Origin of the sequence: Nocardioides sp. JQ2195 (assembly GCF_012272695.1) — a bacterium.
Taxonomy (GTDB): Bacteria; Actinomycetota; Actinomycetes; order Propionibacteriales; family Nocardioidaceae; genus Nocardioides.
In genome coordinates this window covers 3,947,673-3,970,520 of record NZ_CP050902.1, presented here as the reverse complement: position 1 = coordinate 3,970,520, position 22,848 = coordinate 3,947,673, and the positions used below count along the sequence as shown (strand labels likewise).

Below are 22,848 nucleotides of genomic sequence, written 5' to 3'. Positions count from 1 at the left end.
GTCGCAAATAGATACTTCCCCTATGACTCGGCACTGCCTACCGTCGATGTTTCACGTGACCGGAACCACACACGAGCAGGAGACCACGATGGACCTGGCTGAACGCGTCGCGCGCCTGGAGGATCTCCACGAGATCGGCCAGCTCCGCGCCCGCTACTGCCAACTTCTCGATGACGGGCACTGGGACGAGCTCGCCGAGCTCTTCACCGAGGACGGCGCCTTCGTCGGTCTCTCCACCGCCCGTGGTCGCGACGAGCTGCGCACCTTCTTCCCGACCCTCCAGGAGGGTTCGCTCGAGGCGTGGTGGCACTTCAGCAGCAACGAGACCATCGACCTCGACGGCGACGAGGCCACCGGCCAGACCTGGCTCGACCAGCCCTGCGTCGTCGACGGCGTCGCCCACATCGCCGCCGGACGGTACGCCGACCGGATGCGCCGCTGCGACGACGGCCGTTGGCGCTTCGTCGAGCGCAAGGTCACCTTCTTCTTCTGGTCCCCGCTCGCCACGGGCTGGGCCAGCGGTCGCTTCGACCACGAGGCGGCACGTGCTGCCGCCGACCCGCGCACGCTCGAGCGTCGCGCCGACCACTGACCCATCCCTTCACCGGAGAGCCAGATGACCGACATGATCAACGACCGCCTGCCCGAAGGCGTGACCCAGAAGAACCCGGACCGGAAGACCTTGGCCAGGGTGGCCGGAGCCGTGCTCATGGGCTCGGCCCTCGAGTGGTACGACTACTTCCTCTACGGCGCGGCCTCGGCGCTGGTCTTCAGCGTGGTCTTCTTCCCCAGCGAGAACCCGTCGGTGTCGCTGCTGCTGGCGATGGCGACCTTCGGTGCCGGCTTCGTGGCCCGCCCCTTCGGCGCCATCGTCTTCGGCCGCATCGGTGACAAGTACGGGCGTCGTCCCGCCCTGGTTGCCACGCTGCTCCTGATGGGACTGGCGACCGCCTGCATGGCGCTGATCCCGTCGCACTCCGTCATCGGTGTCTGGGCCCCGGTGCTGCTGGTGCTGACCCGCCTGCTCCAGGGCATGGGTTCGGGTGCCGAGTACAGCGGTGCTTCCGTCTTCGCGGTCGAGTACGCGCCCGACAACCGTCGCGGGCTCTACGGTTCCCTCTCCGCGGCCGGCGTCTACCTCGGACTGGTCCTCTCGTCGGCCGCCATCCTGCTGATGACGGCGATCACCACCGAGGCACAGTTCATCTCGTGGGGTTGGCGGGTGCCGTTCCTGGCCAGCCTGGTCCTCGTCGGCCTCGGCCTGTGGATCCGCATGCACCTCGAGGAGACCCCCGAGTTCGAGCGCGAGGTCAGCGACACCGAGCCCGAGGACCGCGCCCCGCTGACCACCCTGTTCCGCAACGAGTGGCGCACCATGGTGCTGGTCGGTGGACTGGTCGCCGCCCCGCTCGCGCTGAGCCACCTCTACCAGGTCTTCGCCCTGTCCTACCTCAAGGAGCGCGGGTACGACGCCTCCGTCGGCAGCTTCGGCCTGATCGTCGCCGGCATCACCGTGATGGTCGTGGCGCCGATCGCCGGACGCGTCTCCGACTCCGTCGGGCGACGTACGGTGCTGATGGTCGGAGCCGGTTTCGCGATCCTCTTCGCCTTCCCGTTCTTCTGGCTGGTCAACACCGACCAGCCGGGATGGGCGATGGTGGCCCTGGCCGTTGCGCAGGGTGGCAGCGTCGGCATCGCCTTCGGCGTCCAGGGTGTGCTCCTGGCCGAGCTGTTCAGCACGAAGTCGCGCTACAGCGGGGCCGCGATCAGCCGCGAGGTGGCCGCGGTGGTGTTCGGCGGGTTCGGACCGTTCATCGCGGTCGCCCTCTCGACTGCGGCCGGTGGCGCCTGGTGGCCGGTGGCGCTCTACGTGATGGGGCTCGGCCTGATCACGATCACCGCCGGTTGGAAGGCGCCCGAGACGGCGCGCACGGCGCTCTCCGACTGATCCGACCGTCGCGCCGCCTCAGCCGCGGGGCAGGTTGCGCATGTTGCTGCGCGCCATGCTGACCGCCTCGCCGGCCCCCTTGTTGAGCACGATCTTGCTCATCGCGGTGGCGAAGCCGAGGACTTGGCCACCCTTGATCCTGGGTGGGATGGACAGGGCCTGGGGGTCGGTGATGACCTCCACCAGGGCCGGCCCGTCGTGGGCGAAGGCCGCCCGGTAGGCGTCCTCCAGGTCCGTCGGCCTGACCACTCGCCGGGCGTGGAATCCCATCGCCTCGGCAACGGCCGCGTAGTTGGTGTCGGGCACGTCGACCCCGAAGTCCGGCAACCCCTCGACCAGCATCTCGAGCTTCACCATGCCGAGGGTGGAGTTGTTGAAGACCACCACCTTCACCGGGATCCTCAACGACGCAGCGGTGACCAGCTCACCGAGCAGCATCGACAGCCCACCGTCACCGGAGACCGAGATGACCTGGCGACCGGGGTGGCTGACCTGGGCCCCGATCGCGTGCGGGAGCGCGTTGGCCATGGAGCCGTGCAGGTAGGAGCCGATCAGGCGGCGGGTGCCCAGGGGCCTGATGTAGCGGGCTGTCCACACGTTGCACATGCCGGTGTCGGCGGTGAAGATCGCGTCCTCGTCGGCGACGTCGTCGAGCACCGAGGCGGCGTGCTCGGGGTGGATGGGGATGATCTTGTCGACCTTGCGGGTGTAGGCGCCGACCGCCTTGTTCATCAGCTTGTCGTGCTTCTTCAGGATCCGGTTGAGGAAGCGGTCGCTCGTCTTCTCCTCGACCAGCGGCATCAGGGCGCGCAGCGTCGGCAGCACGTCGGCGTGGACGGGTACGTCGACCTCGGTGCGGCGTCCGATGTGCTCGGCCGTGCGGTCGACCTGTGCGGTGCGGGTGTCGGGCAGGAACTGGTCGTAGGGGAAGTCGGTGCCGAGCAGGATCAGCAGGTCGGCGTCCTCGATGCCCTCGGCGGCCGCGCCGTAGCCGAGCAGGCCGGTCATGCCGATGTCGTAGGGGTTGTCGTACTGGATGAAGTCCTTGCCGCGCAGGGAGTGGCCGATCGGCGCATTGATCCGTGCGGCCAGCTCGATCACCTCGTCGTGGGCGCCCTCGACACCGATGCCGGCGAAGATCGCCACGCTGTCGGCGTCGTTGATCGCGTCGGCGAGTGCTTGGAGGCTGGCCGGCGACGGGGTGAGCGATCCCGGCTCCAACGGGCGGCACGAGGGTGTCGGGGCGGTGGCCTCGAGGTCGGCGATGTCGCCGGGCAGGGTGACCACCGAGACGCCCCGCCTGGCCACCGCGTGCTGGATCGCTGAGTGCACGACCCGGGGTGCCTGGTCGGTGGTGCTCACCATCTCGGAGTAGACCGAGCACTCGTTGAAGATCCGGTCCGGGTGGGTCTCCTGGAAGAAGCCGCTGCCGATCTGCACGCTCGGGATGTGGGAGGCCAGGGCGAGGACGGGCGCGCCGGAGCGGTTGGCGTCGTACAGGCCGTTGATCAGGTGCAGGTTGCCCGGGCCGCAGGAGCCGGCGCAGACCGCGAGCTTGCCGGTCAGCTGGGCCTCCGCGGAGGCCGCGAACGCGGCGGCCTCCTCGTGGCGCACGTGCACCCAGTCGATGCCGCCACGGTCGGCACCACCACTTCGTCGAACGGCGTCGACGATCGGGTTCAGGCTGTCGCCGACGATCCCGTAGATGCGGCTGACGCCCGCGGACTGCAGTTGTTCCACGAACTGGGTGGCTAGCTCCTTGGCCACGAGGACCTCCTGGTGCTGGGCAGCTGGATTCCCGAGTATGTCCCGTTGTCCGGTGCACCGCGAGGGCGATCGACCGCCGGAAATGGGGAACGGTGCCTATTCCTCGGTCGCGACGGCGCCGATTCACTGGGGGAATGGAGTTGGCCGTGTCGGTGGGGATGCTGTGTGCTGCCATCGGCTTTGCCGTGGGGCTGGCGATCGGACGGGGACGCCAGCCGCGCTGGGTGGAGAAGGGCAGCTTCGTCCACCGGGTCTCGATCGGCTTCGCCACCCTCGACCGCCTCGACGCACAGCTCCTCCGCTTCGAGGTCGAGCCCGGGTCGAGGCTGTCGGGCGTCGAGGTGGGAGAGGTCCGGCTGCCGCCCGGCTCCGCGGTGTCCCTGGTGACGCGCGGGAAGGAGGTGTTCGTGCCGACTTGGCGCGACACCCTGCGCACCGGCGACCACGTCCTCGTGGTCGCCGCCCGCGACCAGGTGGGAGAGGTCGAGGACCGGCTGAAGTCGGTGAGTCGCTTCGGCCGGCTGGCGCACTGGTACGCAGCCATGGAGCCCACCAACTCGGCCGAGGCACTGGGCGTGCCGAGGAGAACCGCGTGATCCTGACCAGCGCCGCGCTCTCCATCTTCATCGTCACCTACGCGCTGATCGCCACCGAGCGGGTGCACCGTGTCGCCGCCGCACTCGGCGGCGTCGCAGCGATGACGACGATCGGCCTGATCGACGCCAACTCGGCCTTCTTCAACCACGAGACCGGGATCGACTGGAACGTCATCTTCCTGCTCTTCGGCATGATGGTCATCGTCGGTGTGCTGAAGCAGACCGGTCTCTTCGAGTTCCTCGCCCTGTGGGCGGCGTACAAGTCGGGCGGCGAGCCCTACAAGCTGCTCGTCCTGCTGGTGCTGGTCTCCGCGACCGTCGCGCCGATCCTCGACAACGTCACCTGCGTGCTGCTGGTCGCACCGGTCACGCTCTCCGTCTGCCGGCAGCTGGGGCTGCCCTCGGCGCCGTACCTCATCTCGCTGATCCTGGCCTCCAACATCGGGGGCACGGCGACCCTGATCGGTGACCCGCCGAACATCATCATCGGCAGTCGCGCGGGCCTGAGCTTCGACGACTTCCTGGTGCACTCGCTGCCGCTGACCGTCATCCTGCTGGCCGGGTTCATCGTGATGGCGCGCTGGTTGTTCCGCAAGGACCTGAGCGCTCCGGTCGACGTCAACGGCGCGCTCGGGGACCTGCGCCCACGGGACGCGATCACCAACATGCGGATGCTGGTGCGGTGCCTGGTCGTGCTCGGCGTGGTGATGGTGGCCTTCAGCCTGCACACGGTGCTGCACATGGATCCCTCGACCGTCGCGATGATGGGCGCCGGTGCCACGGTCCTGGTCTCGCGCACCGAGCCGGAGGAGTTCCTCGAGGAGGTGGAGTGGGGGACCCTGGCCTTCTTCATGGCGCTGTTCGTGCTGGTCGGCTCACTGGTGCAGGTCGGTGTGATCGGCCGGGTCGGTGAGATCGCCGCCGAGGCGATGGGTGACCGGGAGCTGCTCGCCTCGACGGTGCTGCTGTTCGGCTCGGGGATCGTCGGCGCGTTCGTCGACAACATTCCCTACACGACCGCGATGGTGCCGATCGTCGAGGACATGGTCGCCAGCGGTCCGCACGAAGGCGCGGAGAGTCCGCTGTGGTGGGCGTTCGTCTTCGGGGCCGACCTCGGCGGCAACGCCACCGCCGTGGCCGCTGGTGCCAACGTGGTGGTTCTCGGCATCGCCGCCAAGGCCGGGGAGCCGATCACCTTCTGGCAGTTCACCAAGTACGGCATCGTCACCACGGTGGCCACGCTCCTGGTGGCCTGGGTCTACGTCTATCTCCGCTACTTCGCGCTGGCCTGACGGCCCGCGCGGGCGAGCCTCACGGCCGGCGCGTCAGGACAGGACTTCGTAGTCGTCGGCGACGAAGCGGGCCTGCCTCTTGTACTCGACGCCGAGGAGGGGCCAGTTGGTGGTGATCCGTCCGTCGGCCTGGCGGTACCACGACGTGCACCCTGCCCACACCGAGCCGGACAGCTCGCGCTGCACGCGGTCGTCGTACTCCTGCTCCACGGAGGGTTTGACGCTCAGCGGGGCGCCGACGGCGACCATCCGGTCGACGTAGTCGCGCAGGTGGCGCGCCTGCGCCTCCAGGAAGTAGATCACCGAGCCACCACCGGTGTTGGTGTTGGGGCCGTACATGATCACCAGGTTGGGGAACCCCGGCACGGACAGGCCGTAGTAGGCACGGGCGCCCGCGGACCAGGTCTTGTGCAGGTCGGCACCGTCGACGCCGGTGAAGGTGATCGGCGCGAGGAACTCGGTGGCCTTGAAGCCGGTGCCCCAGATGAGCACGTCGGCGGGATGGTGCGCGCCGTCGGCGGTGACCACGCCGTCGGGCACGATCTCGCTGATCCCGTCGGTGACCAGGTCGACGTTCGGCTGCGCCAGGGCGGGGAGGTAGTTGTTGGAGAACAGGATCCGCTTGCAGCCGATCGGGTAGTCGGGCCACACCTTCTCGAACAGACCCGGCCTCGACCTCGTCTGCCGCTTCATGTGCAGCCGGCTGGCCTTCTCGATCACCTTGGCCAAGGGCTTGGAGTAGACCCAGGCGACGCTGAGGGTCTCGACCACGCCGTACCAGGTGCCCCGCTCGGCGAGCTGGGTGAGGGGGAGCTTGGTGAACACCCTGTGGTGGCGCTCGCTGAACTTCCGGTCCGGCCTCGGGATGATGTACGGCGCGGAGCGCTGGAAGACGTCGAGGTGGGCGACGTCGGGCTGGATCGCCGGGATGAACTGGACTGCGCTGGCGCCGGTCCCGATGACGGCCACGCGCTTGCCGGCGAGGTCGACGTCGTGGTTCCACTCGGCGGAGTGGAACGACTCGCCGGCGAACGACTCGCGCCCGGGGATCTTCGCGAAGCCTGGGCGGGAGAGCTGCCCGACGGCGGGCACCAGGACGTCGCACTCGAGGCTCGAGCCGTCGTCCACCGTGACGGTCCAGGTGCGACCGCCCTCGTCGTAGGCCGCAGCGGTGACCTCGACGCCGGTGCGCAGGTGGCGGCGCAGGTCGTGCTTGTCGGCGACGTCGCGGATGTAGTCGAGGATCGCGGGCTGGCGCGAGAAGCGGTGCGGCCAGCGCGGGTTGGGCTCCCACGAGTAGGAGTAGAACGGCGACGGCACGTCGCAGGCCGCGCCCGGGTAGGTGTTCTCACGCCACACGCCGCCGACGTCGTCGCCCTTCTCGAGGATGACGAGGTCGTCGTACCCGGCCTTCTTCAGCTCGACTGCGGCGGCGAGCCCACCGAAGCCGGCTCCGATGATGACAATTCGTGGTGACACGCGTGGCTCCTGGCTCGATTCGCTGCTCTCCCCGGGTCAAGTACGCCTGCTGGCGGCGCGCGCGTCAACTTGCTCGAATGTGATGCGCGCGACACCGGCTGTGGTCATGATGGTGTCCATGCTGAGCACGATGCAGGACGAGCCCCTGTCCCTGGCCACGATCCTCCGCCACGCGATGACGGCGAAGGCCGACTCGGAGGTGGCCACCTGGACCGGCTCCGGGGTGCGCCGGATGACCTACGGCGAGATGGGCAGGCAGGCCGGGCGACTCGCCAACGGCCTGCGTGACCTGGGCGTCGAGCAGACCGATCGGGTCGCCACGTTCATGTGGAACAACAACGAGCACTTCGTCGCCTACAACGCGGTCCCGGCCATGGGTTCGGTGCTGCACGCGCTGAACATCCGGTTGTTCCCGGAGCAGCTGACCTTCGTGGCCAACCACGCCGAGGACAAGGTGGTCATCGTCGACGGCTCGCTGCTGCCCCTCTTCGGACCGCTGCTGCCCGGGCTGAAGTCCGTCGAGCACGTGATCGTGGCCAACGGCGACGCCAGCGCCCTGGAGGTGCCGGCCGGGGTCACCGTCCATGCGTACGACGAGCTGCTGGCCGCGCAGTCCGAGGAGTTCGACTTCCCGGTCGTCGACGAGCGCATGGCGGCGGCGATGTGCTACACCTCCGGCACCACCGGGGAGCCCAAGGGCGTGGCCTACTCGCACCGCTCGAGCGTGCTGCACTCGATGCAGGTCTGCACCACCGACGGCATGGCGCTCTCCGAGCGGGACGACGTGCTGGCGATCGTGCCGATGTTCCACGCCAACGCCTGGGGCATTCCGTACGCCGCCCTGATGTGCGGTGCGTCGCTGCTGATGCCCGACCGGTTCCTCCAGCCCGAGCCGCTCCTCGCGATGATGGCGGCGGAGAGGCCGACCTTCGCGGCGGCTGTGCCGACCATCTGGACCGGGGTCCTCGGCCAGCTCGCCGCGCATCCGCAGGACATCACGCACCTGCGGGAGGTGATCGTCGGTGGCTCGGCGGTCCCGCCGTCGATGATGAAGGCGTTCGACGACGAGCACGGAGTCCGCGTCCTCCACGCCTGGGGGATGACCGAGACCTCGCCGCTGGGCTCGGTGGCCCATCCTCCGGCCGGGGCGACCGACGAGGAGGCCTGGGACTTCCGGATCAGCCAGGGGCAGTTCGCGGCGTCGGTCCAGGCCCGGCTCATCGACGACGACGGCAACGTCGTGCCCCACGACGGTGAGTCACTCGGTGAGCTCGAGGTGAAGGGGCCGTGGATCGCCGGGTCCTACTACTCACCGGACGACACGGTCGTGGAGCCGGAGAAGTTCCACGACGGCTGGCTGCGCACCGGTGACGTCGGGAAGATCACCGCGAACGGCTACCTGACCCTCGTCGACCGCTCGAAGGACGTGATCAAGTCGGGTGGGGAGTGGATCTCGTCCGTCGACCTGGAGAACGCGGTGATGTCCCACCCGGACGTGGTGGAGGCGGCGGTCGTCGGTGTGCCGGACGAGGCCTGGGACGAGCGTCCGTTGGTGGCGGTCGTGCTCAGCGAGGGCGCCAGCGCCGACGCCGAGGGCCTGCGCGCCTCGCTCGCGGACCGGTTCGCGAAGTGGCAGCTCCCCGAGCACTGGGCCTTCATCGACGAAGTGCCCAAGACGAGTGTCGGCAAGTTCGACAAGAAGGTGATCCGGGCGCGCTACGCCGACGGTGAGCTCGAGGTGGTCGAGCTCGACGGCCCGACCCCCAGCTCTCAGACCGCGGCGACCAGCTGAGCCTCGGCGGCGTCGAAGTAGTCCAGCAGGGCCGCGACAGCGCCCTCGTGGTCTCCGGCGGTGAGCAGCTCGAGGATCGCCCGGTTGTCCTCGAGGTAGGGCTGGTGGAACTCCTTCGGAGCGGCCATCGCGTGGAACACGAGGCGCAGCTCGGCCAGCAGGTGCCGCATCGTCTCGTCGACGCGGGGGCTGTCCGACAGCGCGGACACCGCTTGGTGAAAGGCCATGTTCGCGGTTCCGACACCGTTCCAGTCATCGGCCCGGGCGGCCTGCTCACCCGAGACGACGGCTCGGCGGACGGCCTCGAGCGGGGCGCCACCGAGCCGGCCGAGCACAGCGCCTCGGCGGATCGCGCCGCACTCGATGATGCGGCGGAAGGCATAGAGGTCGCGCACGTCGTCGGCGTCGAGCCTGCGGACGAACACGCCGCGGTTGAACTCGTGGGTCAGCAGGCGCTCATGGGTGAGCAGCCGGAACGCCTCGCGCAAGGTGTTGCGGGAGACGCCGAGGGCGGCCCCGATCTCCTCCTCGGACAACCGGGTGCCGGGCAGGAGCCGGCCCTGGGTGACGTGGGACCGCAGCACGTCGGCGACGCGCGCGGCCGTGCTCGCACGCCCCAGTGAGGCGCGCTCGGCGCCGAGCTCCTCCATCCATCCTGCGGTCATGCGAGCAGTCTAGATCAAAATGGGTATTGACGAATTGTTGAACAATCCCTCATTCTGGTGTGACCCCGGTCTCTTCCGACCGGCTACCGTCGAAGGTGAGGAACCCGCAATGAACGACACCACGACAAACGAACCCACCGGCCGTCCGGTCGCGGGCGGCGCCCGCGCCGCTGCCGGCAAGGGCGCCCTCCTCGGCGCCATGTTCCTGATGGCGACCAGCGCGATCGGTCCCGGCTTCATCACGCAGACCACGGTCTTCACCGAGCAGATGGGCGCGGCCTTCGCCTTCGCCATCCTGCTCTCGATCCTCGTCGACATCGCGGTCCAGCTGAACGTGTGGCGCGTGATCGGTCTCGCCGGGATGCACGCCCAGGACCTGGCCAACAAGGTCATCCCGGGCGCCGGCTGGTTCCTGGCAGTCCTGGTGTTCCTCGGCGGCCTGGTCTTCAACATCGGCAACATCGGCGGCACCGCGCTCGGCATGAACGCGATGTTCGGCCTCGACGTGAAGGCCGGTGGCGCGATCTCCGCGGTCATCGCGATCGGGGTCTTCCTCAGCAAGCGGGCCGGCGTCGCGATGGACCGCATCGTCGTGGTCCTGGGCGCGGTGATGATCGGCATGGTGCTCTTCGCCGCGATCGCCTCCGACCCGCCTGCCGGAGATGCGCTGAAGCAGACCGTGCTCCCCGACGACGTCGACTTCCTGATCATCACCACCCTCATCGGTGGCACCGTCGGCGGCTACATCACCTACGCCGGCGCGCACCGACTCGTCGACTCCGGCATCACCGGCCCCGAGCAGGTCAAGATGATCAGCCGAGGGTCGATCACCGGCATCCTGGTCACCGGTGTCATGCGTGCGCTGCTCTTCCTGGCGATCCTCGGCGTGGTCGCCGGCGGCGTGGCCCTGGGTGACGACAACCCCACCGCGACTGCCTTCGAGCACGTGATGGGCGACGCCGGCGTGCGGATCTTCGGTGTCATCCTCTGGGCGGCCAGCATCACCTCCGTCGTCGGTGCGTCCTACACCTCGGTGTCGTTCTTCTCCGGCGCGCTGAAGGGCTCGGACCGCAAGCGCAACTACGCCGTGGTCGCCTTCATCGCGGTGTGTGCGGTGGCGTTCCTGGCACTCGGCAAGGCGCCGGTCACCCTGCTCGTGCTCGCCGGGGCCCTCAACGGCCTGATCCTGCCGGTCGGCCTGGCCGTGATCCTGTGGGTCGCGTTCCGGCGCTCGGGCGACCTGCTGCACGGCTACCGTTACCCCCAGTGGCTCCTGGTCGTCGGCGTCCTGGTCTGGGCCCTGACGATCTACCTGGGCTGGGAGAGCCTGGGTGGCATCAAGGAACTGTGGTGATGAGCATGCAGACGATCGACGTCAACGCTGACCTCGGCGAGAGCTTCGGCCGCTGGACCCTCGGCGACGACGACGCCCTGCTCGAGATGGTCACCAGCGCCAACGTGGCCTGTGGCTTCCACGCCGGCGACCCCTCGGTGCTGCGGCACTCCTGCCAACGCGCCGCCGAGCGCGGTGTCGCGATCGGGGCACAGGTGGGCTACCGCGACCTCGCCGGTTTCGGTCGCCGCTTCATCGACATGGAGCCGGCCGCGCTGACCGACGACGTCCTCTACCAGATCGGTGCGCTCGAGGCCTTCGCCCGCGTCGCCGGCAGCCGGGTGCGCTACGTCAAGCCGCACGGCGCGCTCTACAACGCGATCGTGCACCACGAGGAGCAGGCCGCCGCGGTCGTCGAGGCGGTACGCCGCTACGACCCGACGCTGCCTGTGCTCGGGCTCCCGGGGTCGGCCTGGCTCCGGTTGGCGGAGGAGGAGGGCCTGACGGTCGTCCGGGAGGCGTTCGCCGACCGGGCCTACAACCCCGACGGGACGCTGGTCTCGCGCCGCGAGCCGGGGGCCGTGCTCCACGACTCGGACCAGATCGCCGAGCGGTGCGTGCGGATGGCCACCCAGCACGAGGTGGAGGCGGTCGACGGATCGATCATCGAGGTCACCCCCGACTCCCTGTGCGTCCACGGCGACAACGCCGAAGCCGTTGCGACCGCTGAGCGGGTGCGACAACGCCTCGACGAGGCGGGCGTGGCGGTCCGCCCCTTCGTCGACCCGGGCGAGGAAACGCCATGAAGCTGTTCCCCTGCGCCGACCAAGGACTGCTGGTCGAGCTCGACGACCTCGAGCAGGTGCTCGCCCTCTACGCCGAGCTGGTCGACACCCCGCCCGAGGGCGTCGTCGACCTGGTGCCGGCAGCCAACACGCTGCTGCTCCGGACGGACCCGGCGCGCACCGACCTCCAGCGCGTGGCGAAGGCCGTCCTCGAGGCCGAGCCACGACCCGGCACCCGACCTGACGTCGGCCACATCGAGATCCCGGTGACCTACGACGGCGAGGACCTGGCGGACGTGGGTCGACTGACCGGCTTGGGCGAACGCGAGGTCATCGAGGCCCACACCGGACAGGAGTGGACGGTCGCCTTCTGCGGGTTCGCCCCGGGCTTCGGCTACCTGGTCGGCACCGACGACCGGCTCCACGTGCCGCGCCGCGACAACCCTCGGACGAAGGTGCCGGCCGGCGCGGTCGCGCTGGCCGGGGAGTTCACCGGCGTCTACCCGCGGGAGTCCCCGGGAGGCTGGCAGCTGATCGGGCACACGACGGCCACCGCCTGGGACCTCGACCGTGATCCGCCGGCACTGCTGGTCCCCGGCATCCGTGTGCGCTTCGTGGAAGCCTAGGACCATGTGCACTCTCAAGGTCGTCGCCGCGGGGCCCCTGTCCACCGTCCAGGACCGGGGTCGGCCGGGCCTGGCTGCCCTGGGGGTCGGCCAGTCGGGTGCTGCCGACCGTCCCTCCCATCGACTGGCCAATCGACTGGTCGGCAACGACGAGGACGCGGCCGTGATCGAGGTGACCTTCGGTGGCCTGGAGCTCCGCGCGGAGGGAGGCGTCTACGTCGCCCTGACCGGGGCGCCGTGCCCGATGGTGGTCCGAGCGCCCGACGAGCAACCGCGCACGTTCGCGGCGTACTCCGCGGTCTGGGTGCCGGACGGTGCGACACTGAGCCTCGGCGTACCGTCCAGCGGGCTGCGCAGCTATCTGGCGGTGCGCGGAGGCATCGCCGTCCCCGAGGTGCTGCAGTCGCGCTCCACCGACATGATGGCCGGCATCGGTCCCGACCCCCTGGCCGCGGGCATGCGGCTGCCCGTCGGGGCTCCGGCCGGCAACCTGCCCGAGACCGACCTGGCGCCGGTCTGCCCGCCCGAGGCCGCCGACATCGTGCTGCGTGTCGTCGACGGTCCGCGCGCGGACTGGTTCACCGAGGACGCGCTGGATGCGCTGGTCGGCGACAGCTACAAGGTGACCACCGACAGCAACCGGGTGGGCATGCGGTTGTCCGGGCCCGAGCTGACGCGCTCACGGACCGACGAGCTCTCCAGCGAGGGGATGGTGTGCGGTGCCTTGCAGGTGCCGCCGACCGGGCAACCGACGCTGTTCCTGGCCGACCACCCGGTCACCGGCGGCTACCCGGTGGTGGCGGTGGTGCTGTCCGCCGACATCCCCAAGGCCGCCCAGGCTCGTCCCGGACAACGGATCCGGTTCGTGCGCGTCGCGACACCGGGAGGCGATCTCGATGACTGAGCCCCGGGCCCCCCGCGACCCCGCGACGCTCTCGCCGACCGCGGCGCGCGGGCTGTTCCGCGCCGGGTTGCGAGTGCCCACGTCGGGCTGGAGCGCCGGCTTCACCCAGGCCAACCTGATCGCGCTGCCGCGCGACCTGGCCTACGACTTCCTGCTGTTCGCCCAGCGCAACCCGAAACCCTGCCCGGTGCTCGAGGTGACCGAGCCCGGCGAGGTCGGTGCCGCGATCTTCGACGGCGACCTGCGCACCGACCTGCCGGCGTACGTCATCTATGAGCACGGTCGGCCGGTCGCCGAGGTCGCCGATGCGACCGCCTTCTGGCGCGACGACCTGGTCGCGTTCCTGATCGGTTGCTCGTTCACCTTCGAGGCCGCGCTGCTCGAGGCCGGCGTTCCGGTGCGACACCTCGAGCAGGGTCGCAACGTGCCGATGTTCCGGACGTCGATCGACTGTCGACCGGCGGGCTCGTTGACCGGACCGCTCGTGGTCTCGATGCGACCGGTGCCGGCGGCCCAGGTGGCCACCGCGGTTCGGGTGACCTCGCGCTACCCGGCCGTGCACGGGGCGCCGGTGCATGTCGGCGACCCGGCCGCACTCGGCATCAGTGACCTCGCGACGCCCGACTTCGGCGACGCCGTCGACGTCCGCCCCGGCGAGGTCCCGGTGTTCTGGGCCTGCGGCGTCACGCCCCAGGCCGCGGTGATGGCGTCGCGCCCTGCCTTCGCGATCGGGCACGCGCCCGGACACATGGCGATCACGGACGCGCGCGACAGCGACCACCTCGTCCCCTGACCGCTTCGGGCCGTGGTGCAACACTGGGCGGGTGGCTGGCCAGAAGCAGACCACCCGGAATCAGACCACAGAGTCGTCCGGGTCCTTGCTCACCGTGATCGTCGCGCTGGTGGCCAACGCCCTGGTCGCGGTGGCCAAGTCGGTGGCCGCCACCGTGACCGGATCGGCAGCGATGCTCGCGGAGGCGGCGCACTCGTGGGCTGACACCGGCAACGAGGTGTTCCTGCTGTTCGCCGAGCGGGCCGGTCGGCGCCGGGCCGACGAGAGCCACCCGCGCGGATACGGCAGGGCGACGTACGTCTGGTCGTTGGTGGCTGCCTTCGGCCTCTTCGCCGCAGGCTCCGTGGTCTCGTTGTGGCACGGCATCACCGAGCTCACCGGCGAGGCCGAGGCCCCCGACTACGTGATCAACTACGTCGTCCTCGGCGTGGCCTTCCTGTTTGAGGGGACCTCGCTGGTCCAGGCCACCCGACAGGTGGTGGGGGAGGCGAGCAGCTGGGGCATGCGGCCACTGAAGTTCGTGGACCGAACCTCGGACTCCACGCTGCGCGCGGTGTTCATGGAGGACTCCGCCGCGATCCTCGGCCTGCTGCTCGCCGCCGGCGGCATCGGGATGCACCAGCTGACCGGCGACCCGGTCTACGACGCCATCGGCTCCATCGCGGTCGGTCTGCTGCTCGGCGTGGTGGCGATCTTCCTGATGCGCCGCAACATGGACTACCTGCTCGGGCAGGAGATCTCGCCCGAGCTCGAGGCGCGGATCCTGGCCACCCTCAAACGGCGCCCGGAGATCAACCGGGTCAGCTACCTCCACGTGGAGTACGTCGGCCCGCACCGGTTCTTCATCGTGGCCGCGGTCGATCTCACCGGAGATGACCGGGAGACCGAGCTCGCGATCCGGCTGCGGGCCCTGGAGGCCGAGCTGGAGCAGGAGACCATGATCGAGGATGCCGTGCTCACCCTTGCCGTCCCGAGCGAGCCGACGCTGTAGTCCGCGACGCGGACTCAGCGCCAGCCGAGCTCGGTAGCGACGTGGCGCATGATGTTGTCGAGCACCTGGGCGTTGTAGTCGACGCCGAGCTGGTTGGGCAGGGTCAGCAGCAACGTGTCGGCCGCGGCGATGGCCTCGTCCTCGGCCAGGTCCTTGACGAGCTGGTCCGGCTCTGCGGCGTACGACTTGCCGAAGCGGGCCCGGCCGCCCTCGAGGTGGCCGACCTGGTCGTGGCTGGTCGCGTCGCCCCCGAAGTACGCACGGTCCATCGCGCTGACGAGGGGGAAGATGCTGCGGCTGACCGACACCCGGGGCTCGCGCTGGTGGCCGGCGGCCCGCCAGGCGTCGCGGAACATCTGGATCTGCTCGGCCTGCAGCTGGTGGAACGGCACTCCGGTGTCCTCGGTGAGCAGCGTCGAGCTCATCAGGTTCATCCCCTGCTGCGCGGTCCACACGGCGGTGGCCCGGGAGCCGGCGCCCCACCAGATCCGGTCGCGCAGGCCCGGTGCATGTGGCTCGAGACGCAGCAGGCCGGGTGGGTTCGGGAACATCGGTCGCGGGTTGGGCTGGGCGAAGCCCTTGCCCTCGAGCTGCTCCAGGAACACGCGGGTGTGCTCCCGGGCCATCGCGGCGTGGTCATCGCCCGCCGGCTCGTGACCGAAGTGCCGGAAGCCGTCGATCACCTGCTCCGGTGATCCGCGGCTGATGCCGAGCTGCAACCGGCCACCGGAGATCAGGTCCGCGGCGCCGGCGTCCTCGGTCATGTACATCGGGTTCTCGTAACGCATGTCGATCACGCCGGTGCCGATCTCGATCCGGCTGGTGCGGGCGCCGATCGCGGCCAGCAGGGGGAACGGCGAGGCGAGCTGGCGGGCGAAGTGGTGCACCCGGAAGTACGCACCATCCGCGCCGACCTCCTCGGCCGCCACGGCCAGGTCGATCGACTGCAGCAGTGCGTCGGAGGCCGTACGCACCTGGGACTGGGGTGAGGGGGTCCAGTGTCCGAACGAGAGGAAGCCGATGTTCTTCATGTCAGGCACAACAATCTGCGGCGCTCGTTCTTCCCGCCCTCAGAGACCAGGACGCCGGTAGGTCAGGTGGGTGACGTGCGGTGTGTGGCGCACGGAGGTCGCCTCCAGCGCGATCTGCGGCACCCCGGCGAAGACCCGGGACCCCTGGTCTCCGGCGGTGAACGGCACGACGTGCAGCCGCAGCTCGTCGACCAGGCCGAGGGCCAGGCACTGGTTGAGCGTCTCGGCACCTCCGGTGACCGACACGTTGCGACCACCGGCGGCCGCCTTCGCCTGCGCCATCGCCGACTCGACGCCGTCGGTGACGAAGTGGAACGTCGTGCCGCCCTCCATGGGCAGCGGTTCCCGCGCGTGGTGCGTCACCACGAAGACCGGGCCGTGGTACGGCGGGTTGTCACCCCACCAGCCCCTCCACTCGGGGTCGTGCTCCCCCCTGGTCGGGCTGAACATGTTGCGACCCATCACGAACGCGCCGGCGTCGGTGATCGCCGCGACCTCGTCCGCATTCTCCTCGGCGTGCTCGAACATCCAGGTGTGCAGGTGCTCGACGGGGAAGTCGCCGAACGGCTTCTCGAGACGCTGGTTGGGCCCGGACGCATAGCCGTCCAGGGTGACACCGATGTCTGCGTGGACGATGCCCATGCCTGCTCCTCGGGTTGATGATCCGTTGGGGATGAGACCAGTGTGCCGCCCAGGAATCATCGGCCACCCGGCATGCGGCACGCTTGTCCCATGAGCGCGTGTGGCTGCAACAGCTGTGGTGACCCGGGGACGGACCCGGCCGGTCAGGCACTGGGTGACCGGTTGGCCGACTGGTTGAGCGACCTCCAGCTGGGTGAGCACCTGGCCGAGGCCGGGTTGCCGACCTACGTGCGTGATGCTGAAGGACATGCCCGCTGGACCGACCCGGCCACCGGCAAGGCGATGACGACTGCCCAGCTCGAGGGGCTCGACCGGCAGCTGCACAGCGACGGCAGCGACCCCGAGCACGCGGTGCCGGTGGCGTTGCTGCAGCTCCGACGTCGCGCGCAGGTGCGCGCAGAGCTCGTGGCCAGCGAGTGGTTCACCTACGAGGGTCTGGCCGAGGTGCGTGGGGCGACGGTGAACGCGACCCGCTTCGCGGTGCACAGGGCGAACGCCGACCACACGTTGCTGATCGTCGCCAACGACGAACGCACCCTGGTCCCCGCTTTCCAGCTCACCTCGGAGGGCGAGGTCCGGCCCGAGGTCGTGCCCCTGCTCCGGCCGTTGCTCGCCGCCGGGATGGACGCGTGGAACGCCTGGGCCTGGCTGACCCAGCCCGCCGCACTGCTCGGCGGCCTGGTCCCGGAGCGGGCTGCCGCGGACCCCGAGGAGGCCGAGCTGGCCGCGCACGCCGCCGTACGCCTCGCCGAACGGGTCGCCGCCGACACCTGAGGTGGCGCGCCGTGGCGCACCTTGCGCGGTGCAAGAATGCCGACATGGCCGCGACTGGTGAGTCCCTCTACGGCAGGCTGGTGCACGCCGAGGGTGACGTCGACGCCGGCATCGACGAGACCGCGCGCCCGCACGTCGCCCGCAACGGCCTGCGCCAGATGGGTGGCCAGGCCATGCAGGGCATCGGCGACCAGGTGGTCAACGCCAAGACCGTGCTGCCCTGGCTGATGGCGACCGTGGGTGCCCCCGGCGTCCTGCTCGCCTTCCTGGTGCCGGTGCGCGAGGCCGGGTCGATGCTCCCGCAGGCGGCGATCACTCCGTGGGTGCGCCGCCTGCGCTCGCGCAAGTGGGCCTGGGTGGCCGGAGCCGCGGCCCAGGCATTCGGTGCGTCGGGGTTGGCCCTCGTGGCGCTGAACCTCGAGGGCTGGCCGGCGGGCCTGGCCGTCATCGTGGCGCTGTCGGTCTTCGCGGTGGGCCGCGCGCTCTGCTCGTTGGCCAGCAAGGACGTGCTCGGCCGCACCGTCCCCAAGGGTCAACGAGGCCAGATCAACGGCGTGGTCACGATCCTGTCTGGTGCCTTCGCGCTGGCGCTCGGGCTCGGCCTGGAGCTGTGGGGAGGAGACGTCGGGGCCGGCCTGCTCGCCGCGCTGCTGCTCGGAGCCGCCCTGGCCTGGGTGGTCGGCCTGGTCGTCTACGCAGGCGTCCACGAGCCCGAGTCGACCCCCGACGAGACCGACCAGCGATCCGGCTGGGCGGCCCAGGCGTGGCAGCTGCTCCGGGACGACGCGACCTTCCGCCGGTTCGTGCTGGTCCGCGCCCTGCTCCTGGTGTCGGCGCTCAGCCCGCCGTTCGTGGTGGCCATCGGGGTCGCCAACCAGGGCAGCTCCCTCTCCGGCCTCGGCCTCTTCGTGATCGCGCAGGGTGTCGCGAACCTGATCGGTGGCCGGATCTTCGGGCGGCTGGCCGACAAGTCGTCACGGTTGTTGATGGTGTGGTGCGCGGTGGCCGCCTGCGCGCTCACCACCGGGTTCCTCCTGCTGTTGCTGGTGCCTGCCGCCAAGGAGTCGTCGTGGCTCCACCCGGCGACGTACCTGCTGCTGGCGCTGGTGCACCTCGGCACCAGGCTCGGCCGCAAGACCTACGTCGTGGACATGGCCGAAGGCGACCGGCGCACCGAGTACGTCGCCGTGTCGAACTCCGCGATGGGCGTGCTGCTCCTGGTGGCCGGCGCGCTGACCGCGGTGCTGTCGATCTGGGGCAACGTGCCGGCGCTGGTGCTGCTCGTCGTCCTCGGCGTGATCGGCGCGCTGCTGGGGCGCTCCCTTCCCGAGGTCAGCGCCCGCTGAGACCCGGGATCGAGCCGGTCACTCCTCCTCAGCCTCGGCGTGCCGCTCGCGCAGGCGGGCGCGGACCTGGTCGGGCGTGTAGGAGCGCCGCTCCCGCTCCTGGCGGGCGATCACCGCGCCGGTCGCCGCAACGCCGGCCAGCCCGGCCATGCCGAGCCACTTCACCCATCGCTTCGCCATGCCGGGAACGATAACCGGGATGCAGACCGGGCACACTGGTGCCGTGCTCGACATCGACGAAGCCGTCAACCTGACCCGCACCGGAGACCTGTGGCTGTTCCGTGGGCGTACGGCGACCGATCGCGCCATCCGGACGCTGACCAATGCGCCGGTCAACCACGTCGGCGTGGCGATCGTCATCGACGACCTGCCGCCGTTGATGTGGCACGCCGAGCTGAGCAAGAAGCTGCTCGACCAGTGGAGCGGTGGCCACCACCGCGGCGTACAGCTGCACGACCTCAAGCAGGCGCTCACCCAGTGGCGCGACGTCTACGGCCAGGCCTCGTGGCTGCGACAGCTGGCTCCCGAGGTCGGACGTGCCGAGGAGAACGCTGCGCTGCGCACCGTCGCCCGCCTCGACGGGGTCTCCTTCCCGAGCACGGCGAAGCTGGCCAGCCGTTGGCTGCGTGGTCGCGACGCCTACGTGCCGCGCAGGAAGCGTGGCCACCGGGTGCGTCCCGAGGCCGCGTTCTGTGCCGAGGTGGTTGCCGAGACCCTCATGGAGATGGGCATCCTGCTCGACGACCGCAAGGCGACCTGGTTCGACCCCGGCACGTTCTGGAGCGGTGCCTACCTCCCGGTTGCCGAGCCCTGGTCGTACGGCGGCGAGGTGCAGGTCGGACCGGAGCCGGAGGGGGCGGCGCCGAGCAGCCGGACCCGGTGGCGCTGATCCGGGCCCGGATCGTCCGGAACCGGCCCTAGCCTCGTCGGCATGACCACGAACGACATCCCGTGGGAGCCCCCGCTCGCCGGCACCGAGACAGACCACCTGCTCGGCGCCCTCGACCGGCTCCGTGCCACGTTCCGCTGGAAGACCGACGGCCTCGATGCCGCCGGACTGGCGCAGCGGATCCCCTCGTCGACCCTCACCCTCGGCGGGCTGCTGAAGCACCTGGCCGCCGTGGAGTACTTCTACTTCAGCACCCGGATGACGGGTGGCCCGATGGCCGGGCCGTGGGACCCCGCTGACTGGGAGGGTGGTGACGACTGGGCCTTCACCTCGGCTGCGGATGACGCTCCGGCGCAGCTCTACGCGTTGTGGGACGGCGCCGTGGAGCGCTCCCGCGCTGCGGTCGCCTCGATCCTCGAGCACGGGGACATGGACCAACCCGTGCACATGGGCACGCCGGACGGCGCGCGGGCCAACCTGCGTCGTCTGGTGTGCGACCTGGTCGAGGAATACGGCCGCCACACCGGCCACGCCGACCTGCTCCGGGAGGCGGTCGACGGTCGTGTGGGCGAGGACCCGACTCCGGGTTGGTCCCCCCAACCGTGATCCGCAGGCCCTAGCCTGACCGGCATGACCGACGACGCACTCCTCGACTTCGACCAGGAAACCTTCACCGACGGGGGTACGACGCACTCGGTCCACCGCTCGGGCAGCGGCCCCGCGGTGCTCGTGATCGCCGAGATCCCGGGCATCACGCCGAAGGTCCTCGAGTTCGCCCGCACGGTGCGCGCCGAGGGCTTCACGGTGGTGCTGCCCCACCTGTTCGGTGCCCCCGGGCGTGATCCGAACCCTCCGGCGCACGGGTGGACCGGCACGGTGGCGACGGGCGTGCGGGCCCTCGGCCGGGTCTGCATCAGCCGGGAGTTCAGCCTCTTCGCCCCGGGGCGGACGTCGCCGGTGGTGACGTGGCTGCGGGCGCTCGCCGCCCGGGAGCACGAGAGGTGCGGCGGACCGGGCGTCGGCGCGATCGGCATGTGCCTGACCGGTGGCTTCGCGCTGGCGATGGCCACCGACGAGCGGATGCTGGCGCCCGTGCTCTCCCAGCCGTCACTGCCGTTGACCCTGCTGCCCGGACGCAAGCGGGGGACCGACATCTCGCCCGAGGACCTGGCCGTGGTCAAGCAGCGTTGCCTGGCCGGTGACCTGCAGGTGATGGGCCTGCGGTTCCGTGGCGACAAGCTGGTCTCCGACGAGCGCTTCGCCTGGCTGCGCGACCAGCTCGGTGACGCGTTCGTCGCGGTCGAGCTCGATGACGAGGACGCCAACCCCGAGGGGTTGCTGCCGCCGCACTCGGTGGTGACCGAGCACCTCATCGACGAGCCGGGCTCGCGCACGCGGGCCGCGCTGGACGACGTGCTCGACCTGTTCCGGAAGAAGCTGCTGGCCTGAGTCAGGAGTAGCGGTGGCTCTTCTCCGCGTGGCCGTGGGGGCGGGTGCAGGTGCGTCCGCCCATGTTGCGGTGGCCGCAGAGCTCGCCGGCGGCCGCTGGGTCGGAGGCCGTGGTGGCGGGCGCAGCCTTCTTGGCGGGCTTGGCCTTGGCCTTCCCGGCCGGCTTCGGCGCGGCCGCATCCGGTGCTACGGGCGCGCGGGTCGGCGTCCTGGTCGCGCCACCGGCCCCCTTGGCCCGCGCCTGGGCGGCTTCGTAGCGGGCCTCGCGCATGGCGCGAAGGTTGTCCATCTTGCTCATCGTCGGATCACGCTGGAGATGGTAGTCCCCGTCACCGACAGGCCCCACAGCGCTGGGAGCGGATTGGCTAGGCTCCGGCGTCATGAGTGTCGCCTTCCCCGAGCACGTCGACCTGCTGGACCTGCACGGTCGGGCCGCGGTGGCGAGCCTGGGCCAGCTGCACCCCGGTGACCGGGTACCGCCGCGCGACGCGAGCGCCCGTGAGGTCGGCGACGACCACTGGGCCACGCTCGAGGTGTGGGCGTGGTCGTTGGAGAATCCGACCGGGCACTGGAGCGCCCGCGACGCGCCCGACACCCCACCTGACCTGGCCGCCCTGGTGGCCAGCATCGCGACCCAGCTCGACCGACTGGAGTCGGTGCTGTCGGCATCGGGGCCGGACGCTGCGATCGACTACTTCGGGGAGCCAGGCACCTTCGCCCAGGTGGCCAGGCTGCTGGCCCACGAGGCGATCACCGTAGCACGGGCGGTGAGCATCGCCGCGGGTCGCCAGTCGCCGGCACTCTCCGCCGCGGTGGCGGCCGACGGCGTCGACCAGGCGCTCGGGCACTGGGAGTCACCCGAGGCGAGGGCGACCTGGCTTCCCGCGACCGTCGCCGTGCGCGCCACGGACATCGAGGAGGCCTGGCACCTGCAGGCGAGCCGGGCGCGCGTGGGCACGGACCCCGAGATCCGACTGGTGCCGGCGGTGCCGGCCGACGCCGTGGTCGAGGGCCGCGCCAGTGACCTGCTCCGCTGGTTGCACGGATTCACCGACGTCGGCGAGGCGGTGACCATGTCCGGCGACCGCGAGGCGCTCGTCGTGGTCCGATCGGCGCTGATGCATCCGGCACCGCAGGCGCCCAGGCGGCGTCGTCGCTGGTTCCGCTGAGCCGTCAGGAGTCCGTGCGGGCCAGGAACTCCAGCACCCGTTCGGTGAGCAGGGCTGCCGCCTCCGCGTCGTACGACGACAGCGAGCTGTCCGCGAACAGGTGCGCGGAGCCGGGGTAGAGGAAGTAGTCGGCACCCAGGGCCTCGAGCTCCTTGGCGGCGGCGCGGTCGAAGTCCTCGAACCAGGGGTCGTCGGTCATCGCGTGCACCTGCGCGGCCAGGCCGTCCGGCCAGGCCCCGAACTCGGCCGGTGGGATGGCGCCGTGGAGACTGAGCAGGCCGCGCACGCCCTGCCGGGACTGCGCCAGCCTCTGGGCCGGCGGGACGCCGAGGGAGAAGCCGCCGTAGACGGCCGCAGCGGGCAGCGCCTCGGCAGCCGCGAGGGCTCGATCGGCGACGACCTGGAACCCGGTCTCCCGGGCGAAGCCCACCCCCTCCTCGATGTCGTCGAAGGTGTGGCCGTCGTAGGAGTCGGGGGTGTGCACGGTGTGGCCGGCCTCGCGGAGCGTCTCGGCGAAGGAGAGGACGCCGTCGGTCAGGCCCTGGGCGTGGTGGAAGAGAACGATCATGCGACCACT

General features: G+C 70.5%; 25 protein-coding genes. 17 read left to right on the top strand and 8 right to left on the bottom strand.

What is annotated here, in order from left to right; all coding sequences use genetic code 11:
• Positions 1-55: 55 nt before the first annotated feature.
• Positions 56-592: a nuclear transport factor 2 family protein gene (locus ncot_RS18865; RefSeq protein WP_206065045.1), complete on the top strand. Its 537-nt coding sequence runs from the start codon at positions 56-58 to the stop codon at positions 590-592.
• Between the two features lie 24 nt (positions 593-616).
• On the top strand, positions 617-1,948 hold the full coding sequence (locus ncot_RS18860) for an MFS transporter (protein ID WP_168618989.1): 1,332 nt from the start codon (positions 617-619) through the stop codon (positions 1,946-1,948).
• Positions 1,949-1,966: 18 nt separating this feature from the next.
• On the opposite strand, the gene ncot_RS18855 is transcribed toward ncot_RS18860, so the two are convergent.
• Positions 1,967-3,715 (bottom strand): pyruvate dehydrogenase, encoded by a 1,749-nt coding sequence (locus ncot_RS18855; RefSeq protein WP_168618988.1) that lies wholly within the window; start codon positions 3,713-3,715, stop codon positions 1,967-1,969.
• Positions 3,716-3,849: 134 nt separating this feature from the next.
• On the opposite strand from ncot_RS18855, the gene ncot_RS18850 reads away from it, so the two are divergent.
• Positions 3,850-4,311, top strand: coding sequence for a TrkA C-terminal domain-containing protein (locus ncot_RS18850; protein WP_168618987.1), 462 nt, complete (start codon positions 3,850-3,852; stop codon positions 4,309-4,311).
• Positions 4,308-5,603 (top strand): ArsB/NhaD family transporter, encoded by a 1,296-nt coding sequence (locus ncot_RS18845; protein WP_346766628.1) that lies wholly within the window; start codon positions 4,308-4,310, stop codon positions 5,601-5,603. The genes ncot_RS18850 and ncot_RS18845 overlap by 4 nt, the downstream gene beginning before the upstream one ends.
• Before the next feature lie 33 nt (positions 5,604-5,636).
• On the opposite strand, the gene ncot_RS18840 is transcribed toward ncot_RS18845, so the two are convergent.
• Positions 5,637-7,082, bottom strand: coding sequence for an NAD(P)/FAD-dependent oxidoreductase (locus ncot_RS18840; RefSeq protein ID WP_168618986.1), 1,446 nt, complete (start codon positions 7,080-7,082; stop codon positions 5,637-5,639).
• Between the two features lie 118 nt (positions 7,083-7,200).
• On the opposite strand from ncot_RS18840, the gene ncot_RS18835 reads away from it, so the two are divergent.
• A complete protein-coding gene (locus ncot_RS18835) occupies positions 7,201-8,874 on the top strand; it encodes a long-chain fatty acid--CoA ligase (protein WP_168618985.1) in 1,674 nt (557 codons plus the stop codon).
• On the opposite strand, the gene ncot_RS18830 is transcribed toward ncot_RS18835, so the two are convergent.
• Positions 8,853-9,539 carry a GntR family transcriptional regulator gene (locus tag ncot_RS18830; RefSeq protein WP_168618984.1) on the bottom strand — a complete coding sequence of 229 codons (687 nt, stop codon included), beginning with the start codon at positions 9,537-9,539 and terminating at the stop codon, positions 8,853-8,855. The genes ncot_RS18835 and ncot_RS18830 overlap by 22 nt on opposite strands.
• A gap of 109 nt (positions 9,540-9,648) precedes the next feature.
• On the opposite strand from ncot_RS18830, the gene ncot_RS18825 reads away from it, so the two are divergent.
• Genes ncot_RS18825 through ncot_RS18800 form a run of 6 tightly spaced genes read left to right on the top strand, consistent with a single transcriptional unit; the run spans position 9,649 to position 14,971 of the window.
• The gene (locus tag ncot_RS18825) at positions 9,649-10,893 is read left to right on the top strand and encodes an NRAMP family divalent metal transporter (protein WP_168618983.1); all 1,245 of its coding nucleotides are present in this window, start codon (positions 9,649-9,651) and stop codon (positions 10,891-10,893) included.
• Positions 10,894-10,898: 5 nt separating this feature from the next.
• Positions 10,899-11,678 (top strand): 5-oxoprolinase subunit PxpA, encoded by a 780-nt coding sequence (locus tag ncot_RS18820; RefSeq protein ID WP_168619464.1) that lies wholly within the window; start codon positions 10,899-10,901, stop codon positions 11,676-11,678.
• Positions 11,675-12,283: a 5-oxoprolinase subunit PxpB gene (gene pxpB, locus ncot_RS18815; protein ID WP_168618982.1), complete on the top strand. Its 609-nt coding sequence runs from the start codon at positions 11,675-11,677 to the stop codon at positions 12,281-12,283. The genes ncot_RS18820 and pxpB overlap by 4 nt, the downstream gene beginning before the upstream one ends.
• A gap of 4 nt (positions 12,284-12,287) precedes the next feature.
• On the top strand, positions 12,288-13,187 hold the full coding sequence (locus ncot_RS18810) for a biotin-dependent carboxyltransferase family protein (protein ID WP_168618981.1): 900 nt from the start codon (positions 12,288-12,290) through the stop codon (positions 13,185-13,187).
• A complete protein-coding gene (locus ncot_RS18805; protein ID WP_168618980.1) occupies positions 13,180-13,980 on the top strand; it encodes a putative hydro-lyase in 801 nt (266 codons plus the stop codon). Before ncot_RS18810 ends, ncot_RS18805 begins: the two co-directional genes overlap by 8 nt.
• A 31-nt stretch (positions 13,981-14,011) precedes the next feature.
• On the top strand, positions 14,012-14,971 hold the full coding sequence (locus tag ncot_RS18800; RefSeq protein WP_206065044.1) for a cation diffusion facilitator family transporter: 960 nt from the start codon (positions 14,012-14,014) through the stop codon (positions 14,969-14,971).
• A gap of 14 nt (positions 14,972-14,985) precedes the next feature.
• Here the strand turns inward: ncot_RS18800 and ncot_RS18795 are convergent, their stop codons facing one another.
• Positions 14,986-16,002: an LLM class flavin-dependent oxidoreductase gene (locus tag ncot_RS18795; protein ID WP_168618979.1), complete on the bottom strand. Its 1,017-nt coding sequence runs from the start codon at positions 16,000-16,002 to the stop codon at positions 14,986-14,988.
• A gap of 39 nt (positions 16,003-16,041) precedes the next feature.
• On the bottom strand, positions 16,042-16,644 hold the full coding sequence (locus ncot_RS18790; protein WP_168618978.1) for a dihydrofolate reductase family protein: 603 nt from the start codon (positions 16,642-16,644) through the stop codon (positions 16,042-16,044).
• Between the two features lie 90 nt (positions 16,645-16,734).
• Between ncot_RS18790 and ncot_RS18785 the strand changes: the two genes are divergently transcribed.
• A complete protein-coding gene (locus ncot_RS18785; RefSeq protein WP_168618977.1) occupies positions 16,735-17,418 on the top strand; it encodes a hypothetical protein in 684 nt (227 codons plus the stop codon).
• A 44-nt stretch (positions 17,419-17,462) separates the two neighbouring features.
• A complete protein-coding gene (locus ncot_RS18780) occupies positions 17,463-18,764 on the top strand; it encodes an MFS transporter (protein ID WP_168618976.1) in 1,302 nt (433 codons plus the stop codon).
• A gap of 18 nt (positions 18,765-18,782) precedes the next feature.
• Here ncot_RS18780 and ncot_RS18775 read toward each other — a convergent pair whose 3' ends face one another.
• Complete coding sequence (locus tag ncot_RS18775) at positions 18,783-18,944, bottom strand: hypothetical protein (RefSeq protein ID WP_168618975.1); 162 nt, start codon at positions 18,942-18,944, stop codon at positions 18,783-18,785.
• 19 nt (positions 18,945-18,963) lie between these two features.
• On the opposite strand from ncot_RS18775, the gene ncot_RS18770 reads away from it, so the two are divergent.
• The 3 genes from ncot_RS18770 to ncot_RS18760 are packed head-to-tail and all read left to right on the top strand — an operon-like array spanning position 18,964 to position 21,102.
• On the top strand, positions 18,964-19,653 hold the full coding sequence (locus ncot_RS18770) for a hypothetical protein (RefSeq protein WP_168618974.1): 690 nt from the start codon (positions 18,964-18,966) through the stop codon (positions 19,651-19,653).
• Between the two features lie 42 nt (positions 19,654-19,695).
• Positions 19,696-20,259, top strand: coding sequence for a DinB family protein (locus ncot_RS18765; protein WP_168618973.1), 564 nt, complete (start codon positions 19,696-19,698; stop codon positions 20,257-20,259).
• A 24-nt stretch (positions 20,260-20,283) separates the two neighbouring features.
• The gene (locus tag ncot_RS18760) at positions 20,284-21,102 is read left to right on the top strand and encodes a dienelactone hydrolase family protein (protein WP_168618972.1); all 819 of its coding nucleotides are present in this window, start codon (positions 20,284-20,286) and stop codon (positions 21,100-21,102) included.
• A gap of 1 nt (position 21,103) precedes the next feature.
• On the opposite strand, the gene ncot_RS18755 is transcribed toward ncot_RS18760, so the two are convergent.
• The gene (locus ncot_RS18755; protein ID WP_168618971.1) at positions 21,104-21,400 is read right to left on the bottom strand and encodes a hypothetical protein; all 297 of its coding nucleotides are present in this window, start codon (positions 21,398-21,400) and stop codon (positions 21,104-21,106) included.
• An 82-nt stretch (positions 21,401-21,482) separates the two neighbouring features.
• On the opposite strand from ncot_RS18755, the gene ncot_RS18750 reads away from it, so the two are divergent.
• Positions 21,483-22,271, top strand: coding sequence for a hypothetical protein (locus tag ncot_RS18750; protein ID WP_168618970.1), 789 nt, complete (start codon positions 21,483-21,485; stop codon positions 22,269-22,271).
• Positions 22,272-22,275: 4 nt separating this feature from the next.
• Here the strand turns inward: ncot_RS18750 and ncot_RS18745 are convergent, their stop codons facing one another.
• Positions 22,276-22,839 carry a dienelactone hydrolase family protein gene (locus tag ncot_RS18745; RefSeq protein WP_168618969.1) on the bottom strand — a complete coding sequence of 188 codons (564 nt, stop codon included), beginning with the start codon at positions 22,837-22,839 and terminating at the stop codon, positions 22,276-22,278.
• Positions 22,840-22,848: the final 9 nt, after the last annotated feature.

What these genes read in the sequence shown, in the direction of transcription:
- ncot_RS18860 (WP_168618989.1), top strand. Translation starts at nt 617, where the DNA reads ATGACCGACATGATCAACGACCGCCTGCCCGAAGGCGTGACCCAGAAG.
- ncot_RS18850 (WP_168618987.1), top strand. Translation starts at nt 3,850, where the DNA reads ATGGAGTTGGCCGTGTCGGTGGGGATGCTGTGTGCTGCCATCGGCTTT.
- ncot_RS18835 (WP_168618985.1), top strand. Translation starts at nt 7,201, where the DNA reads ATGCTGAGCACGATGCAGGACGAGCCCCTGTCCCTGGCCACGATCCTC.
- ncot_RS18830 (WP_168618984.1), bottom strand. Translation starts at nt 9,539, where the DNA reads ATGACCGCAGGATGGATGGAGGAGCTCGGCGCCGAGCGCGCCTCACTG.
- ncot_RS18825 (WP_168618983.1), top strand. Translation starts at nt 9,649, where the DNA reads ATGAACGACACCACGACAAACGAACCCACCGGCCGTCCGGTCGCGGGC.
- ncot_RS18820 (WP_168619464.1), top strand. Translation starts at nt 10,899, where the DNA reads ATGCAGACGATCGACGTCAACGCTGACCTCGGCGAGAGCTTCGGCCGC.
- pxpB (WP_168618982.1), top strand. Translation starts at nt 11,675, where the DNA reads ATGAAGCTGTTCCCCTGCGCCGACCAAGGACTGCTGGTCGAGCTCGAC.
- ncot_RS18810 (WP_168618981.1), top strand. Translation starts at nt 12,288, where the DNA reads ATGTGCACTCTCAAGGTCGTCGCCGCGGGGCCCCTGTCCACCGTCCAG.
- ncot_RS18805 (WP_168618980.1), top strand. Translation starts at nt 13,180, where the DNA reads ATGACTGAGCCCCGGGCCCCCCGCGACCCCGCGACGCTCTCGCCGACC.
- ncot_RS18795 (WP_168618979.1), bottom strand. Translation starts at nt 16,002, where the DNA reads ATGAAGAACATCGGCTTCCTCTCGTTCGGACACTGGACCCCCTCACCC.
- ncot_RS18790 (WP_168618978.1), bottom strand. Translation starts at nt 16,644, where the DNA reads ATGGGCATCGTCCACGCAGACATCGGTGTCACCCTGGACGGCTATGCG.
- ncot_RS18785 (WP_168618977.1), top strand. Translation starts at nt 16,735, where the DNA reads ATGAGCGCGTGTGGCTGCAACAGCTGTGGTGACCCGGGGACGGACCCG.
- ncot_RS18780 (WP_168618976.1), top strand. Translation starts at nt 17,463, where the DNA reads ATGGCCGCGACTGGTGAGTCCCTCTACGGCAGGCTGGTGCACGCCGAG.
- ncot_RS18775 (WP_168618975.1), bottom strand. Translation starts at nt 18,944, where the DNA reads ATGGCGAAGCGATGGGTGAAGTGGCTCGGCATGGCCGGGCTGGCCGGC.
- ncot_RS18770 (WP_168618974.1), top strand. Translation starts at nt 18,964, where the DNA reads ATGCAGACCGGGCACACTGGTGCCGTGCTCGACATCGACGAAGCCGTC.
- ncot_RS18765 (WP_168618973.1), top strand. Translation starts at nt 19,696, where the DNA reads ATGACCACGAACGACATCCCGTGGGAGCCCCCGCTCGCCGGCACCGAG.
- ncot_RS18760 (WP_168618972.1), top strand. Translation starts at nt 20,284, where the DNA reads ATGACCGACGACGCACTCCTCGACTTCGACCAGGAAACCTTCACCGAC.
- ncot_RS18755 (WP_168618971.1), bottom strand. Translation starts at nt 21,400, where the DNA reads ATGAGCAAGATGGACAACCTTCGCGCCATGCGCGAGGCCCGCTACGAA.
- ncot_RS18750 (WP_168618970.1), top strand. Translation starts at nt 21,483, where the DNA reads ATGAGTGTCGCCTTCCCCGAGCACGTCGACCTGCTGGACCTGCACGGT.
- ncot_RS18745 (WP_168618969.1), bottom strand. Translation starts at nt 22,839, where the DNA reads ATGATCGTTCTCTTCCACCACGCCCAGGGCCTGACCGACGGCGTCCTC.